This is a genomic window from Micromonospora fulviviridis (assembly GCF_014648395.1).
Lineage (GTDB): Bacteria > Actinomycetota > Actinomycetes > Mycobacteriales > Micromonosporaceae > Micromonospora > Micromonospora fulviviridis.
Genome location: NZ_BMRA01000012.1, coordinates 20,989 through 36,733, shown reverse-complemented (window position 1 = coordinate 36,733; position 15,745 = coordinate 20,989). Strand labels below are relative to the sequence as shown.

13 protein-coding genes are annotated in these 15,745 nt (G+C 73.7%); 8 read left to right on the top strand and 5 right to left on the bottom strand.

Going from position 1 to position 15,745, the window contains the following annotated elements; genetic code table 11:
• Nucleotides 1-11: 11 nt before the first annotated feature.
• Nucleotides 12-725, bottom strand: a complete 714-nt coding sequence (locus IEY96_RS26895; protein ID WP_189197610.1) for an RDD family protein — start codon at nt 723-725, stop codon at nt 12-14.
• A 10-nt stretch (nt 726-735) separates the two neighbouring features.
• Nucleotides 736-1,941: a 4-hydroxyphenylpyruvate dioxygenase gene (hppD, locus tag IEY96_RS26890; protein ID WP_148430983.1), complete on the bottom strand. Its 1,206-nt coding sequence runs from the start codon at nt 1,939-1,941 to the stop codon at nt 736-738.
• A gap of 140 nt (nt 1,942-2,081) precedes the next feature.
• Here hppD and IEY96_RS26885 point away from each other — a divergent pair, with 140 nt between their 5' ends.
• From IEY96_RS26885 to IEY96_RS26860, 6 genes are all read left to right on the top strand, one after another.
• Nucleotides 2,082-2,585 (top strand): Lrp/AsnC family transcriptional regulator, encoded by a 504-nt coding sequence (locus IEY96_RS26885; protein WP_189197609.1) that lies wholly within the window; start codon nt 2,082-2,084, stop codon nt 2,583-2,585.
• 60 nt (nt 2,586-2,645) lie between these two features.
• Nucleotides 2,646-4,079: an outer membrane protein assembly factor BamB family protein gene (locus tag IEY96_RS26880; protein ID WP_189197608.1), complete on the top strand. Its 1,434-nt coding sequence runs from the start codon at nt 2,646-2,648 to the stop codon at nt 4,077-4,079.
• A 77-nt stretch (nt 4,080-4,156) separates the two neighbouring features.
• The gene (locus IEY96_RS26875) at nt 4,157-5,824 is read left to right on the top strand and encodes a fumarate hydratase (RefSeq protein ID WP_189197607.1); all 1,668 of its coding nucleotides are present in this window, start codon (nt 4,157-4,159) and stop codon (nt 5,822-5,824) included.
• Between the two features lie 269 nt (nt 5,825-6,093).
• A complete protein-coding gene (locus IEY96_RS26870) occupies nt 6,094-9,075 on the top strand; it encodes an AfsR/SARP family transcriptional regulator (protein ID WP_189197606.1) in 2,982 nt (993 codons plus the stop codon).
• 44 nt (nt 9,076-9,119) lie between these two features.
• The gene (locus IEY96_RS26865) at nt 9,120-10,520 is read left to right on the top strand and encodes a class II fumarate hydratase (protein ID WP_373293653.1); all 1,401 of its coding nucleotides are present in this window, start codon (nt 9,120-9,122) and stop codon (nt 10,518-10,520) included.
• Between the two features lie 69 nt (nt 10,521-10,589).
• Nucleotides 10,590-11,183, top strand: a complete 594-nt coding sequence (locus tag IEY96_RS26860; protein WP_189197604.1) for a GNAT family N-acetyltransferase — start codon at nt 10,590-10,592, stop codon at nt 11,181-11,183.
• On the opposite strand, the gene IEY96_RS26855 is transcribed toward IEY96_RS26860, so the two are convergent.
• Nucleotides 11,150-11,695, bottom strand: a complete 546-nt coding sequence (locus tag IEY96_RS26855) for a CGNR zinc finger domain-containing protein (RefSeq protein WP_107076057.1) — start codon at nt 11,693-11,695, stop codon at nt 11,150-11,152. The genes IEY96_RS26860 and IEY96_RS26855 overlap by 34 nt on opposite strands.
• A gap of 81 nt (nt 11,696-11,776) precedes the next feature.
• Here IEY96_RS26855 and IEY96_RS26850 point away from each other — a divergent pair, with 81 nt between their 5' ends.
• Entirely contained in the window at nt 11,777-12,733 is a 957-nt protein-coding gene (locus tag IEY96_RS26850; RefSeq protein ID WP_189197603.1) for an EamA family transporter, read from the top strand.
• 13 nt (nt 12,734-12,746) lie between these two features.
• On the top strand, nt 12,747-13,448 hold the full coding sequence (locus IEY96_RS26845; RefSeq protein ID WP_189197602.1) for an HAD family hydrolase: 702 nt from the start codon (nt 12,747-12,749) through the stop codon (nt 13,446-13,448).
• A 176-nt stretch (nt 13,449-13,624) separates the two neighbouring features.
• On the opposite strand, the gene IEY96_RS26840 is transcribed toward IEY96_RS26845, so the two are convergent.
• Nucleotides 13,625-14,794: a hypothetical protein gene (locus IEY96_RS26840; RefSeq protein WP_189197601.1), complete on the bottom strand. Its 1,170-nt coding sequence runs from the start codon at nt 14,792-14,794 to the stop codon at nt 13,625-13,627.
• 248 nt (nt 14,795-15,042) lie between these two features.
• Nucleotides 15,043-15,690, bottom strand: coding sequence for an IclR family transcriptional regulator (locus IEY96_RS26835; RefSeq protein ID WP_189197600.1), 648 nt, complete (start codon nt 15,688-15,690; stop codon nt 15,043-15,045).
• Between the last annotated feature and the right edge of the window lie 55 nt (nt 15,691-15,745).

The following is a 15,745-nucleotide window of genomic DNA, read 5'->3' as shown; positions in this document are numbered from 1 at the left end:
GCTGCACTCGCTCACGGTGCAACCTTAACGACGACCGTCCCGGCGAACTTGTCGTGCAGGCACTGCTGCCAGGGCTTGTCCCAGAGCTGCCAGAAACCGTCGAGGTAGTTGGCGAAGGGCACCAGCGCGGCGGCGACGAACTCCACCAGGTACCGCTTGCCGAGCATGCCCCGGGTGAGCGGGACGTTCGGGTCGAGCGGCACGATGCGCAGCTTCATCACCTTCTTGCCGAGCGTCTGCCCGGTCCGGCGGGCGTACTCCACGTGGTAGAGCCAGTAGAAGACGAGCAGGAGCGCGAAGACGCCGAACTCGGCCAGGAGCACGGGCAGGAAGTAGTCGGTCAGGACCGTGCCGAAGTCCGGCCCGGCCACCGTACCGTCCGGCCCGGGCGGCGGCAGGTCGTCGACCATCTTGACGACCAGCCAGACGAAGACCGGCGCGAAGAGCACCATCGCCACCGCGGTGGCCACCAGGCCGTCGATCAGCCAGGCCAGCAGCCGATCGCCGAAGCCGGCCAGCGGCTGCCCGTTGGGAGCCAGGGCGGGCGGCACGAAGCCGGCGTGCGGGGCGTACCCCGGGGGTGGCGGGGGGTAGCTCGGCAGCCCGGCGTACGTGGGCGGGGTGTGCTGCGGCGGCGGCAGGTACGGCCCGGACGGCGGCGCGAAGCCGCCGCCCGCGGGCGAAGGCCCGGCGGGCGGCGGAGACGCGGGGGAAGGCTGGGTCACGCGGACAGTGTTACAGGTTGCCGCGCTTCTCCTGCTCCCGCTCGATGGCCTCGAACAGGGCCTTGAAGTTGCCCTTGCCGAAGCCCAGCGAGCCGTGCCGCTCGATCAGCTCGAAGAAGACGGTCGGGCGGTCCTGCACCGGCTTGGTGAAGATCTGGAGCAGGTAGCCGTCCTCGTCCCGGTCGACGAGGATCTTGCGGGACTGCAGCTCCTCGATCGGCACCCGCACCTGGCCGATCCGGGCGCGGAGCTCCGGGTCCTCGTAGTAGGAGTCCGGAGTGTCCAGGAACTCGACGCCGGCGGCCCGCATGGCGTCGACGCTGGCCAGGATGTCGTTGGTGGCCACGGCGATGTGCTGGGCGCCCGGGCCCTGGTAGAACTCGAGGTACTCGTCGATCTGCGACTTCTTGCGGGCGACGGCCGGCTCGTTGAGCGGGAACTTCACCTTGCGGGTGCCGTTCGCGACCACCTTGCTCATGAGCGCCGAGTAGTCGGTGGCGATGTCGTCGCCGATGAACTCGGCCATGTTGCTGAAGCCCATGACCCGCTTGTAGAACTCGACCCACTCGTCCATCCGGCCCAGCTCCACGTTGCCGACCACGTGGTCGACGGCCTGGAAGAAGCGCTTCGGCTGGATGCCCGCGTCGATCATCGGCTGCCGGTCCACGATCGGGCCCCGGGCCACGAAGCCGGGCAGGAACGGGCCGGTGTAGCGGGACCGGTCGACCAGCGTGTGCCGGGTGTCGCCGTAGGCGGCGATGGCCGCCATCCGGACGGTGCCGTGCTCGTCGCTGACGTCGTGCGGCTCGACCAGGCCGGTGGCGCCCTGGGCGGTGGCGTGCGCGTACGCCGCGTCCACGTCCGGCACCTCCAGCGCGATGTCGGAGACACCGTCGCTGTGCTTCGCCACGTGCTCGGCGCCGTCGGCGTCGGGCCGGACCGCGCCGGTCAGCACGAACCGCGCGGAGCCGCTGGTCAGCACGTACTGGGCGTGGTCGCGGTAGCCCTGCTCCGGCCCCCGGTACGCCACGCAGGTCATGCCGAACGCGGTGGAGTAGTAGTGGGCGGCCTGCTTGGCGTTGCCCACCAGGAAGTGCACGTGGTCGAGGCCCTTGACCGGGAACGGGTCGCGGGTGATGTCGTGGTCGACGGCGCCGACGAGGGCGTCGACGTCGACCTCCTCGGTCGACTGGGGTCGGTCGATCGCCTGGGTCATGGTGGCCTCCCTTGCGTACCGGCCGGCCTCGTGGGCCGCCGTTGATCTGCTGTTGTGGCGAGGATCGCTGCGCAGCCGCCCGTTGGGCAACAGTCGTCGAAAGTGCTGGTCAGCTTGTGCATTCGGTAATGTGAAACCCCATGAACACTGGTCAGGATGTACAGCTCGACGTGCTGGATGCCCGCTTGATCGATCTGCTCGCCGAGGAGCCCCGGATCGGGGTGCTGGAGTGCTCGCGGCGACTCGGCGTGGCCCGGGGCACCGTCCAGGCCCGGCTCGACAAGCTGGTCGAGCGGGGGGTGATCGCCGGGTTCGGGCCGGACATCTCGCCGGCCGCCATCGGGTTCGGTGTGACCAGCTTCGTGACCCTGGAGATCAGCCAGCGGCACGGCCACGACCCGGTGACCGCGCACCTGGCCGCCATCCCGGAGGTGCTGGAGGCGCACACCATCACCGGCTCCAGCGACCTGCTCTGCCGCATCGTGGCCCGGTCGAACACCGACCTCCAGCGGGTCATCGACCAGATCGTCGCCTCGGAGGGCATCCGCCGCGCCTCCACGATCATCGCCCTCGCCGAGCAGATCCCCTACCGCACCCTGCCCCTGGTCCGCTCGGCCGCGCGCGGCGCTCAGCACGGCGGCTGACCGAGAAAGCGGCGCGACACGGCCGTTCGGGGGGCCGGCGCAGCGGTGATCGTCGCTACCGTGTGCGGTGTGAAGGGCCTTGGCGTACGCGGCTGGTTGCTGCTGGGGCTCATCACCGTGGTCGTGCTCGCCTCCACCGGGGTGTGGAACCCGTTCCCCGCCGTCTGGGACTGGGTCGACCGGAGCAAGCCGATCTCCGAGCCGGACGTGGTCTGGCAGCAGCGGGTCGGCGGCACCCCGAAGAGCGTCACCATCGCCGGCGACACGGTGATCGTCGAGCAGCGCACCCGGGTCGAGGCGCGCAGCCTGGCCAACGGCGCGCAGCTCTGGGAGCGCAAGGCCGACTGGGCCGCGGTGGCCGGCAGCGACCGGGACCCGGTCGTCGCCGTGGGCAAGCTCCTGGACAAGGGGTACGAGGTGCTCGACCCCACCACCGGCGTGGTGCGTCGCCGCGACGAGCGGGCGATCGCCGTCTGGACGTACCGCAACCTGCTGCTCGACGCCTACTGCGTGCAGCCCACCGACTGCACCCTGCGCGCCTGGGAGCCGCGCGGCACCGCGCCGCGCTGGAGCGCGTTCCTGCCCGGCGTGCACAGCGGGGTGCTCGCCGACAACCCGGAGCTGCTGGGCACCCGGCGTCTCGGCGCGCCGCGGATCGACGAAGGGGTGGCCGGGCCGGAGTCCGTCCCGCCGCTGCTCGGCTTCCCAATCGACGGCCGGGTGCACGTGGTGGACACCGCCACCGGCCGGGTGCTCCAGAACGTCGAGCCGGGCCGCCAGGAGCGGCTCGCGGTGGTCGGCGGGCGGTTGCTCCGGGTCTCCGCCACCTCCCGGGACGGCACCTGCTACTTCGTCCTCACCGCCGTCGACCCGGCGACCGGGCAGCAGGTGTGGCGGCGCAACGGGGTGAACCTGCGGACCGCCGACTACGCCGGCTGCGTGCAGCGGGAGGACCCGCAGGGCGCGCGCAACGTGCTGCTCGGCGTCGCCCCGGACGGGCGCGAGGCGGTCCTCGACGGGTACGACGGCCGGCTGCTCCTCGTCGGCGCGGAGGGCGAGAAGGTGCTCACCGTCGACGACCGCTACGCGGTGGTGCGCAGCGCCGACAAGCGTTCGCTGCTCGGCCGGGAGTTGTCGGCCGACGGCACCCGGTGGACCCGGCCGGCCGGTGGGAAGAGCGGCGCCGCGCTCACGCCGTACGCGGCGCTGATCGCCGAGGAGAAGCCGTCCCGGCTGATCGCGGTCGAGCCGCGCAGCGGTCGGGAACTGGTCCTGCTGCGTACCTCGGCGAACGCCCTGGCGGTCGGTCCGCACGGCATGATCATCGGGGAGGGGCGGGAGATCGGGTACGTCCGCTGGGGCGCCGGCGCCGCCGCGGTGCCCCCGCCGGACGAGGGCGCGGTGCCCGCGCCGGACCCGGGCGACACCTGGCGACCCCCGACCGACCAGGGCAGCTGCGGCCCGAAGAACGAACTCTGCGCCGACGGCAAGTGACGGCCGGTGAGAGCGGCGTCCCAGGACGCACCCGGCGGGTGCCACCGATCGACGGCTCTGCCCTAGGCTTTTCCGTCATGAGCAGTGCCGCCGCCTTCTCGTACGCCCCCCTGCTGCCGACCGGCCCCGACCAGACGGAATACCGCCTGGTCACCGATGAGGGCGTCGACGTGGTCGACGGCCCGGGTGGCCGTCGGTTCCTCACCGTGGAGCCCGCCGCGCTGACCGCGCTGACCGCCGAGGCGATGCACGACATCGCCCACTTCCTGCGCCCGGCCCACCTGGCCCAGCTCCGGTCGATCATCGACGACCCGGCGGCCTCGCCGAACGACCGGTTCGTCGCGCTGGACCTGCTGCGCAACGCCAATATCGCCGCCGGTGGCGTGCTGCCGATGTGCCAGGACACCGGCACCGCGATCGTGATGGGCAAGCGCGGCCGGCACGTGCTCACCGACGGCACCGACGCCGAGGCCATCTCGCGCGGCGTCTACCAGGCCTACACCCGGCTGAACCTGCGCTACTCCCAGCTCGCCCCGCTGACCATGTGGGAGGAGCGGAACACCGGCAGCAACCTGCCCGCCCAGGTCGAGCTCTACGCCGAGGACCCGGACGGCCATCCGGACGCCTACAAGTTCCTCTTCTTGGCCAAGGGCGGTGGCTCGGCCAACAAGTCCTACCTCTACCAGGAGACCAAGGCGCTGCTGAACCCGACGCGGATGATGCAGTTCCTGGAGGAGAAGCTGCGCCTCATCGGCACCGCGGCCTGCCCGCCCTACCACCTGGCCATCGTCATCGGCGGCACCTCCGCGGAATACGCGCTGAAGACCGCCAAGTACGCCTCGGCGAAGTACCTGGACGCCCTCCCGACGCGGGGCTCGATGAGCGCGCACGGCTTCCGCGACCTCGAACTGGAGGCCGAGGTGCTGGAGCTGACCCGCAACTTCGGCATCGGCGCGCAGTTCGGCGGGCGCTACTTCTGCCACGACGTTCGGGTGGTCCGGCTGCCCCGGCACGGCGCGTCCTGCCCGGTGGCCATCGCGGTCTCCTGCTCGGCCGACCGCCAGGCGGTCGCCAAGATCACCCCGTCGGGCGTCTGGCTGGAGCGCCTGGAGACCGACCCGGCGCGCTACCTGCCCGACGTGACCGACGCCCACCTGGACACCTCCGAGGTGGTCCGGGTCGACCTCAACCGGCCGATGGACGAGATCCGCGCCGAGCTGTCGAAGTACCCGGTGAAGACCCGGCTGTCGCTGACCGGCCCGCTGGTGGTGGCCCGGGACATCGCGCACGCCAAGATCGCCGAGCGGCTGGACGCCGGTGAGCCGATGCCGCAGTACCTCCGGGACCACGCCGTCTACTACGCCGGCCCGGCCAAGACCCCCGAGGGCTACGCCTCCGGCTCGTTCGGCCCGACTACGGCCGGGCGGATGGACGCCTACGTGGAGAAGTTCCAGGCGGCCGGCGGCTCGATGGTGATGCTGGCCAAGGGCAACCGCTCCGGCCAGGTCACCCGCTCCTGCCAGGCGTACGGGGGCTTCTACCTCGGCTCGATCGGCGGCCCGGCGGCCCGCCTCGCCCAGGACTGCATCAAGCACGTCGAGGTGCTCGAATACCCCGAGCTGGGCATGGAGGCGGTCTGGAAGATCGAGGTGGAGGACTTCCCGGCCTTCATCGTGGTCGACGACAAGGGCAACGACTTCTTCGCCGAGGTGACCAAGCCGGTGCTGACCGTCGGGCGGCGCTGACCTTCGGCGTACGCGAAAGGGGGCGTTGGGTGGGATCCCACCTGGCGCCCCTTTGTCGTGCCATCTGGTGACCGACGTCGGTGCGCCCGCCCGGTTTCACGCCCGGACGGGCGCACCGCCCCCGTCGGATGCCGTGCCCGGCAACCCGGCACGAGTCTCCGGCGTGCTGCTGTCGATCCGCTATCACTCCGCTATCACCCGCCCGCCGCATGCGGTGATCGGCGCGTTACGCTGCTGGAAGTTCCACAATGAGGCGTGCGGGGGCACAGATGCGGTTCGGGATCCTGGGGCCGCTGCGGGTCGGTGATGGCGAGGCCACCATCACGGCGGGTCGCGATCGGACACTGCTGGCCATGCTGTTGCTGCGTGCCGGCCGGGTCGTGCCCGTCGAGGAACTCGTCGACGCGATCTGGGAGGAACGGCCGCCGGCAACCACCCGGACCCAGCTCCAGATCTGCGTGTCGCGGCTGCGGCAGCGCTTCGCCGCGCTCGGCCTGCCGGCGGAGACGATCGTCACCGATCCGGTCGGGTACGGCATCCGGGTCGCCCCGGCCGACCTGGACGCCGAGGTCTTCGCCGAGACCGTCGAGGCCGGCCGGGCGGCGGCCGACGCGGGGCAGCCGGCCGAGGCCAGCCGCCACTACCGGTCCGCGTTGGCGCTCTGGCGGGGGCCGGCGCTGAGCGGGATCGCGAGCCGGAGCGTACGCCGGAGGGCGCAGGCGCTCGACGAGCAGCGGCTCACCGTGCTGGAGGAGTGCGTGGAGGTCGAGCTGCGGCTGCGCCGGGCGGCCGACCTGATCGACGAGCTCAGCGAGAGCGTGGAACGGAATCCGCTGAGGGAGCGTCTGCGCGGCCAGTTGATGTTGGCCCTCTCCGCGGTCGGCCGTCAGGCGGACGCGCTCACCGTCTACCGGGAGGGGCGCCGGATCTTCGCCGAGGAACTGGGCATCGAACCCGGCACGGCGTTGCAGGAGCTGCACCAGCGCGTGCTCGCCGGGGACCTGGCCCTGACGGGGCCGCAGCAAGCGGCCCCCAGCCCGGTCCGGGCGCTGCCCCGGGCGATCAGCGACTTCACCGGCCGGCAGGACACACTGGCCAGGCTGGTCAAGGAGATCGAGGAGCACGACGCCCGGATCCACCTGATCGACGGGATGGCCGGCACGGGGAAGACCACCCTGGCCGTGCACCTGGCGGCCGTCCTCGCCGGTCGCTACCCGGACGCCCAGGTCTTCATCGACCTGCACGGGCACAGCGAGCGGGAGCCGGTCGCCCCGGCGGCGGCCCTGGCCGCGCTCCTCCGCCAGCTCGGGGTGCCCGCCGCGCGCATCCCCGCCGACGTCGACGAGCGCGCCGCCCTCTGGCGCAGCGAACTGTCCGGGCGGCGGGCGATCGTGGTGCTCGACAACGCGGCCAACGCGGTCCAGGTCGCGCCGTTGCTGCCCAACGGCCCGGACTGCCTCACGCTCATCACCAGCCGGCGCCGGCTGACCGGCCTCGACGGCGGCCGGCCGTCCTCGCTGGCCCTGCTCGACCCGGACGAGGCGGTTGAGCTGCTCGCCCGGGTGGTGGGCGCGGACCGGGTCGCCGCCGAGCCGGAGGCGGCCGCCGAGGTGGTTCGCCGCTGCGGTCACCTGCCGCTCGCGATCCGGCTGGCCGGGGCGCGGCTGGCGCACCGGCCCCGGTGGCGGGTCCGGGACCTGGCGGACCGGCTGGTTTCCGGCCGGAACGCGCTGATCGAGCTGTCCGTCGGGGAGCGCTCGGTGGGGCATGCCTTCGACCTGTCGTACGCGCAGCTCGACCCGGCCGCGCAGCGGCTGTTCCGGCTGCTCGGCGTGCATCCCGGGGCGTTCTTCGACCACCAGGTGGCGGCCGCCGTCACCGACCTGCCACTGGCCGACGCGCAGGACCTGTTGGACGGCCTGGTGGACGCCCACCTGCTGGAGGAGCCCGATCCCGGCCGGTTCCGCTTCCACGACCTGGTGCGGGACTTCGCCCGGCAACTGCTGGACGGCGCGGGGCGGCCCGGGGAGCGGGCCGAGGCGGTGCGGCGACTGCTCGACCATCACCTGCACGCGGCGTACGCGATCTCCCGCCAGATGGAGCCGGCGGCCAGCCGCGCCGCCCTGGTGCTGCCCGAGCCGCCCCGACCCGACCTGGTTGCCGCCTGCGCGACCGAGGGCCCGGCCTGGTTCGACCGCAACCGGTCCACCCTGCCGGCGCTGGTCCGGCTGGCGGCCGACGAGGGCCTGCTCGCGCACTGCTGGCAGCTCGCCCGGGTGAGCTGGTACCACCTCTTCAGCCGCGGCCACCTGGACGAGTTGATCGACACCCACACCGTCGGCCTCCGCGCCGCCGAGCGGTGCGACGACGAGGCCGCCGTGGCCACCACCCGCAACTACCTGGCCTCCGGGCTGTTCCGGCTCGGCCGCTTCCCGGAGGCGATCGAGTTGATGGAGGGTGCCCTCCAGATCCGCCGACGGCTGGGCGACCGCGAGGGCGAGGCCACCGTCCGCCGCAACCTGGCCATCGCGTACGGGGCGGACTGGCAGTTGGCGCCGGCCATGGCGCACCTGGACGCGGCGCTGGACCTGGCCCGTTCCACCGGGCAGCCGGCCGCCGTGTCAGCGCTGCTGAACAACCAGACCGTGGTGCTGCTGGCCTGGGGCCGGTACGCCGAGGCGCAGGTCGTCTCCCGCCGGCAGCTCGCCCTCGCCCGGGAGGCGGGAGACCTGAACAGCGTGCGTAACGCCATCGGTCACCTGGGCGCCGCGCGGGCACGGCTCGGCGACCTTTCGGGCGCGCTGCGGTTCCTGCGGCTCGCGCTCCGGCTCAAGCGCCGGGAGGGCAATCGCTTCGGCGAGGGCGAGGTGCTCAACGAGCTGGGTGTGATCGAGCGGAAGCTGGGACGGCCGGAGGCCGCCGCGGCCCTGCACCGCGAGGCGTTGATCGCGGTGACCGCCTCGGGGGACCGGGTGCTCGGCTGCCTCTCCCGCAACCTGCTGGCCCGGGCCCTGCTCGACCAGGGCGACGTGCGGAGCGCGCTCGACCTCTACCGCCGGGTGCTCCAGGACGCGGTCCGGTTGCGGGCCCGGCACGAGGAGGCCGGCGCGCTGGCCGGCATCGCCCGCTGCCAGCGCCCGACCGACCCGGCGGCCGCCCGCTCGCACGCGACCCGGGCCCTCGACCTCCTCCGGCAGCTCGACGCTCCGGAGGGGGACGAGGTGGCGGCGCTGCTCGCCGAGTTGGGCTGAGCGATCATCTGCGCGCCGCCGCGCGCCGGGGCAGGATGGAACGCGTGACGACTCCAGAGGCGACCGGTTACCGGATCGAACGCGACTCGATGGGTGAGGTGGAGGTCCCCGCCGAGGCACTGTGGCGGGCGCAGACCCAGCGCGCGGTGCAGAACTTCCCGATCTCCGGGCGGGGCATCGAGCCGGCCCAGATCAAGGCCCTGGCGCAGATCAAGGGAGCGGCGGCCCAGGTCAACGCCGAGCTGGGGGTGATCGGCGCGGACGTGGGCGAGGCGATCGCCACCGCCGCCGCGCACGTTGCCGACGGCGGATACGACGACCAGTTCCCGGTCGACGTCTTCCAGACCGGCTCCGGCACCTCGTCCAACATGAACACCAACGAGGTGATCGCCACGCTGGCCGGCCGCGAGCTGGGCCGTGACGTGCACCCGAACGACGACGTCAACGCCTCCCAGTCCAGCAACGACGTCTTCCCCTCGTCGATCCACCTGGCCGCCACCCAGGCCGTGGTGGAGGACCTGCTGCCGGCGCTGAAGCACCTGGCCGGCGCGCTGGAGGAGAAGGCGGCCGAGTTCGAGACCGTGGTGAAGGCCGGGCGTACGCACCTCATGGACGCCACCCCGGTCACCCTGGGCCAGGAGTTCGGCGGCTACGCGGCCCAGGTCCGCTACGGCGTCGAGCGGTTGGAGGGGGCGCTGCCCCGGCTGGCCGAGCTGCCGCTCGGCGGCACCGCCGTAGGCACCGGCATCAACACCCCGTTCGGCTTCGCCGCGAAGGTGATCGAGAAGCTGCGCGCCTCGACCGGGCTGCCGCTGACCGAGGCCCGCAACCACTTCGAGGCGCAGGGCGCCCGGGACGCGCTGGTGGAGACCTCCGGTCAGCTCCGCACCGTCGCCGTCGGGCTCTACAAGATGGCCAACGACATCCGCTGGATGGGCTCCGGCCCCCGCGCCGGCCTGCGCGAGCTGCGCATCCCCGACCTCCAGCCCGGCTCGTCGATCATGCCGGGCAAGGTGAACCCGGTGGTCGCCGAGGCGATGCGGCAGGTGTGCGCGCAGGTCATCGGCAACGACGCCGCCGTGGCGTTCGCCGGCTCCCAGGGCGACTTCGAGCTGAACGTGATGCTTCCCGTGATGGGCCGCAACCTGCTGGAGTCGATCCGGCTGATCTCCGCGGCGAGCCGGCTCTTCGCCGACCGCCTGGTGGTCGGCCTGGTCGCGGACGCCGAGGTCTGCCTGGCGTACGCCGAGGGCTCGCCGTCGATCGTCACCCCGCTCAACCGCCACCTCGGGTACGACGAGGCCGCCTCGATCGCCAAGGAGGCGCTGGCCAAGCAGGTCTCCATCCGCGAGGTGGTGATCTCCCGCGGCCACGTCGACTCGGGCAAGCTCAGCGAGACGCAGCTCGACGAGGCCCTGGACCTGCTCCGGATGACCCACCCCTGAGGTCGCGGCGCCGCCCGCCGTGCTGATAACCGCTCGCCGAGGGTCAGGTGGGCGGGCCATCATCCGGTCATGGGCGATGACGGGGTGCTGCTGGAGACGGCGCGGCTGCGGCTGCGCCGGCTCACCATGGGCGACGTGGACCACCTGGTCGAGCTGGACAGCGACCCGGAGGTCATGCGCTTCCTGACCAACGGCCGGCCGACCCCGGCCGACACCGTACGGGACGAGCAGCTGCCCCGCCTGCTGGCCCGGTACGACCGCCGTCCCGGCCTCGGCCGGTGGGCCGCGCTGGACCGGCTCACCGGCGAGTTCCTCGGCTGGCTCGCGCTCGACCCGTCGGAGGACGGGAGCGAGGGGGAGTTGGGCTACCGGCTGCGGCGTTCCGCGTGGGGACGGGGTCTGGCCACGGAGGGGTCGCGGGCGCTGGTGCGGCACGCCTTCGACGTGGTGGGGGTCCGGCGGGTGTGGGCCGAGACGATGGCGGTCAACGACCGGTCCCGTGCCGTCATGGCCCGGGCCGGGCTGCGCCACGTCCGCACCTTCCACCTGACCTTCGACGACCCGATCCCGGGCACCGAGCACGGCGAGGTGGAGTACGAGCTGCGCCGGGAGGACTGGCCCGGGGTGCGTCAGGAGTGGGACGCCGCCTTGCGGGCCCGGTAGGCGCTCACCGCGGCCCGGTTGCCGCAGCCGGCGTCGCAGAACCGGCGGGACCGGTTCTTGGAGAGGTCGACCAGCACGTTCTCGCAGTCGGGGTGGTCGCAGCGGCGCAACCGGCTCAGCTCGTCCATCCGGACCAGGTCGGCCAGCGCCATCGCGGCCTCGACCGCCATCCGGGTGGCCAGCGGCGCGTCGCGCGGCACGGCGTGCAGGTGGTACGGCTCGTCGTCGTGCCGGACGAGTTGCGGAAGCGCGTGCGACTCGCGGAGCAGACCGTTGACCACCGCCACCACCTCGTCGGTGTCGGCGTACCAGATCCGGCGGAGCCGGGGCCGCAGCGCGCGGACCTCGCGCAGCTCCGCCTCGGTGTGCTCGTGCCGGCCGGTCCACCCGTACGCCGTGAAGAACTCGTCGAGGGCGGCCACGTCCGGCAGCCCTTCCCGGTCCGGGCCGGCCGTGTTGACCAGCGCCGCGGCCGCGACCAGGCCGCACTCGGTGTCATGAGCGAACAGCAACTTGACTCCTGTCGGGGTGCCGGCCTAGCGTCATCAGCATAACCCCGTTTTACTCATGTCGGTCGACCCAAGGAGCTGTCGATGCGTGAACGGCCCGGTGTCGGCCTCGGCCTGGCGCTGCTCTCCGCGCTCACCTTCGCCACCTCGGGCACCTTCGCTCGACCGCTGATCACCGGCGACTGGTCCGCCGAGGCGGTCGTGCTCGCCCGGGTCGGCATCGCGGCCCTGGTGCTGGCCGTGCCCGCCCTGCTGGCGCTGCGCGGCCGGTGGCCGGTGCTGCGCCGCAACGCCGGCACGCTCGTGGTGTTCGGGCTGCTCGGGGTGGCGCTGGCCCAGGCGTGCTTCTTCAACGCGGTCCGCTACCTGCCGGTCGGCGTCGCGCTCCTGCTGGAATACCTGGGCATCGTGCTGGTGGTGGGCTGGATGTGGCTGGTCCACGGCCAGCGGCCCCGGCTGCTCACGGTGGCCGGTTCGCTGACCGCCCTGTGCGGGCTGGTGTTCGTGCTGGACCTGACCGGCGCCGGCCGCCTCGACCCGGTCGGCGTCCTCTGGGGACTCGGCGCCGGGGTGGGGCTGGCGGGCTATTTCGTGATCGCCGGTCGGGTCGACCCCGCGCTGCCCTCGGTCGTGATGGCCAGCGGCGGCATGGCCGTCGGCGCCCTCGTCCTGCTCCTGGTCGGGCTGGTCGGGGCGCTCCCGCTGCGCGCCGGCACCGCCGACGTCAGCTTCGCCGGCCACGAGATGAGCTGGCTGGTGCCGATCGCGGGCCTGTCGCTGATCGCCGCGGTGGTCGCCTACCTGACCGGCGTGGCCGGGGCCCGGTTGCTCGGCGCGCGGCTGTCCTCCTTCGTCGGGCTGACCGAGGTGATGTTCGCGGTGCTGATCGCCTGGCTGGTGCTGGGCGAGCTGCCGAGCGCCGTCCAACTGCTCGGCGGCGCGCTCATCGTGGCCGGTGTCGCCCTGGTCCGGGTGGACGAGCTGCGCGGCGGTCGCCCCGAGCCGGTGGACGAGCGGGCCGACGCGCCGGCGCTGGCATGAGAGGCTGGCCGTCGTGCTGCGCGTGGTGGTGTTCGATGCCGACGAGACCCTGCTCGACCTGCGCCCGGCGGTGACCGGCGGGCTGCTCGCCGTACTCGAGGAGATGCGGCGGCTGACCCCGGCGGCGGCCGCGCTGTCCCTCGCGGACCTCGAGTCCGACTGGCACGCGGTCTTCGGCGAGCGGAGTGCGGCGCCGGTGCAGGAGATCCGGCGGGCTGCGCTGGCCCGGTCGCTGGCCCGGGTCGCACTCGACGACCACCTGGACGAGTTGGCGGCGCTCTTCTTCGCCCGACGCTTCGCCCTCACCCGGCCGTTCGCCGACGCCCTGCCCGCGCTCGCCGCGCTCCGCGGGCGCTACCTGCTGGGCTACGCCACCAACGGCAACAGCCGCGCGGAACGCTGCGGCCTCGCGGGCGAGTTCGCCTTCGAGCGGTACGCCCATGACGGCGGCCTGCCCAAGAAGCCCGCCCCGGAGTTCTACGCCGCGGTGGTCGAGGCGGCGGGCGTGCCGGCGGAACAGATGGCGTACGTCGGCGACTCCCTCGCCCACGACGTGGCCGGCCCGCAGCGCGCCGGCCTGCGGGGGATCTGGCTGAACCGGCAGGGCCTGCCCTGCCCGCCCGGGTTCCGTCCGGACGCGGAGGTGGCAACCCTGGCCGGCCTCCCCGGGGTGCTCGCCGCCCTCGACGGGGCCACCCCGATAGCGACGCCGTAGCCGGCGCATAGCCGGCCCGCCCAGCCTGGTGGGAGCCGCGGCCATCAACTGTGGTCGATAATTTGCACGACGCAATGACAACTGTGCGGACGGTCACGCCGTCCACGTCGGCCGTATCGCGGGACCGGCCGTGTGCGAAGTGGTGGGTCCCGCGAGTGCGGGCGTTTCCCGCTCCCTCACGGCCGCCAGCCCCGAGCGACCAGCGCGGCGCGGATCTCGCGGACCAGCGCGGGGAACTCCCGGTGCAGGCGGCGACCGGTCACGGGCAGCACCAGCCAGCCGGCCGTCACGAGCTGATTGAGCCGCTGGCGGTCCCGGTGCAGCTGATCCGGGTCGGCGTGCCACTGGCCGTCGTACTCGACGGCGACGCGGAACTCCGGCCAGGCCAGGTCAGGATGCAGAACGAGGCCAGACGGCCCGCGCACCGGGTGCTGCGCGACCGGGCGGGGCAGGCCGGCCAGCACCAGCCGGACCCGCAGGTGCGACTCGGGCGGGGACTGTGCCCCGGGATCCGCCAGGCCGAACACCCATCGCGCCCGCCGGCCGCCGGGTCGTCCCGCGTTGCGGTCGGCCACGCCGGTCAGATCGATCCGGCTGACCGTGCCCATGCGCAGCAGGGCGTCGACGATCCCGACCGCCCGGACCGGATCGGACCAGACCGCTGTCTCCCAGGCGCAGGCAGCCGGCTCGGTGCGGAGCAGCCGGCCTGGGCCGGTCAGCAGGCCCGGCTCGCCGCCCACCGGCCCGGGATTCGCGATCGCCGTGGCGACGACCGCCCTCTTGAGCCCGACGGCACTGCGGTCCTGGCCCGACGCGGTGCTCCGGAGGCCGGTGGCGGGGCCGTCCCGGCCCGGGGTGGTGTTCGCCGGCCCGTTGGCGGGGCGGTCACGGCCGGGGGTGGTGTTCGCCGGCCGGTTGGCGGGGCGGTCACGGCCGGGGGTGGTGTTCGCCGAGCAGGCCGCGGCGGTGGCGGGGATCAGGAGGCCGATCCGTTCGGGCGATGACGGGGCCTGGTGCACCCGGACGCCGGGCTGGGCGTCGGCCCGCACCGTCGCCGGCAGCAGGACGTGCACGTCGTCCCGGAAGCCGGCGGCGTGCTCGACCCCGTGCAGGTAGGCCGCCGAGGGCCCGGCGAGCAGCGTGCCCGGCGGCAGGCGCAGCAGCGCGGCGCGGCAGGCGAGCGAGTGGTCGCGGTCGAGGCGCGCGTCGGCGTAGACGTCCTGCCGGAGCCGGACCCAGGAGGCGCCCCGGAGCTGATGCCGGGTCAGCAGCCCGCGCCGGACGACGTCGGAGCCGCGGAAGACCTGCCAGGCGAGCTGGGGCGGTCGATGGGGATGAGGTGGCATGCCGACCAGCCTGGCGGCGTCGGACGGCCGCCGGACACCCCTGTGGACAACCGCGGTCGCCTCGGACGCGACACCCTGTGGACAACCACCACGGCGTCCGGCCGGTGTGTTAGCCGCTGTCGGGTCTCTGATCGTCTCCAGGTCGGCGAGCCGGGGGTGTCCACCGGCCTCGGATGCCGCCACCTCGCCGAGCCGGCGGCCGAGCCCCGAGACCGAGGCCGAAGTCGAGACCGAGCCCGAGGCCCAGGTCAGGACAGGGCCGCGGCGATCGACTCGGCGGCGGCGGTCACCTGGGCGCCGACCTCGGTGACGTCGAGCGGGGTCAGCGAGACCACCCCGACGCTCGCCTCCAGCCCCGGCACCCCGAGCACCGGCGCGGCCACCCCGTACGCCCCGGACTGCAGTTCGCCGCTGGTGCTCACCGGGGCGGCGGCGCCGGCCCGGCCGGCCAGGATGGCCCGCCCCGCCGCGCCCCGCTCCAGGGGGTGCCGCGAGCCGGTCCGGTACGCCACGTGGAACGAGGTCCAGCTCGGCTCGACCACCGCGAGAGCGACCCCCTCGCCGCCCTCGACCACGGTCAGGTGGGCGGTCGCCCCGGCCTGTTCGGCGAGCCGGCGCAGGGCGGGCAGCGCCCCCTCGGCGAGCAGCGGCTGGGCCCGCCGGGCCAGGTGCAGCACGCCCGCGCCGAGCCGGAGGCGGCCCTCGCCGTCGCGGCGCAGCATGCCGTGGTCGGTCAGCGCGCCGACCAGCCGGTAGACCGCCGCCCGGCCGATGCCCAGCCGATTCGCCGCCTCGGTGACGGTCAGCCCGCTCGGCGCGTCGGCGACCAGGTGCAGCAGGCGCAGCCCCCGGTCCAGGGTCTGCGCCGTCTCTCCCGCACGTGCCGCCGTGTCCACAGCACGCAGCGTACGACCCGGCTCCGGGGTACCTCGAAATGCGCGGACGGCTACC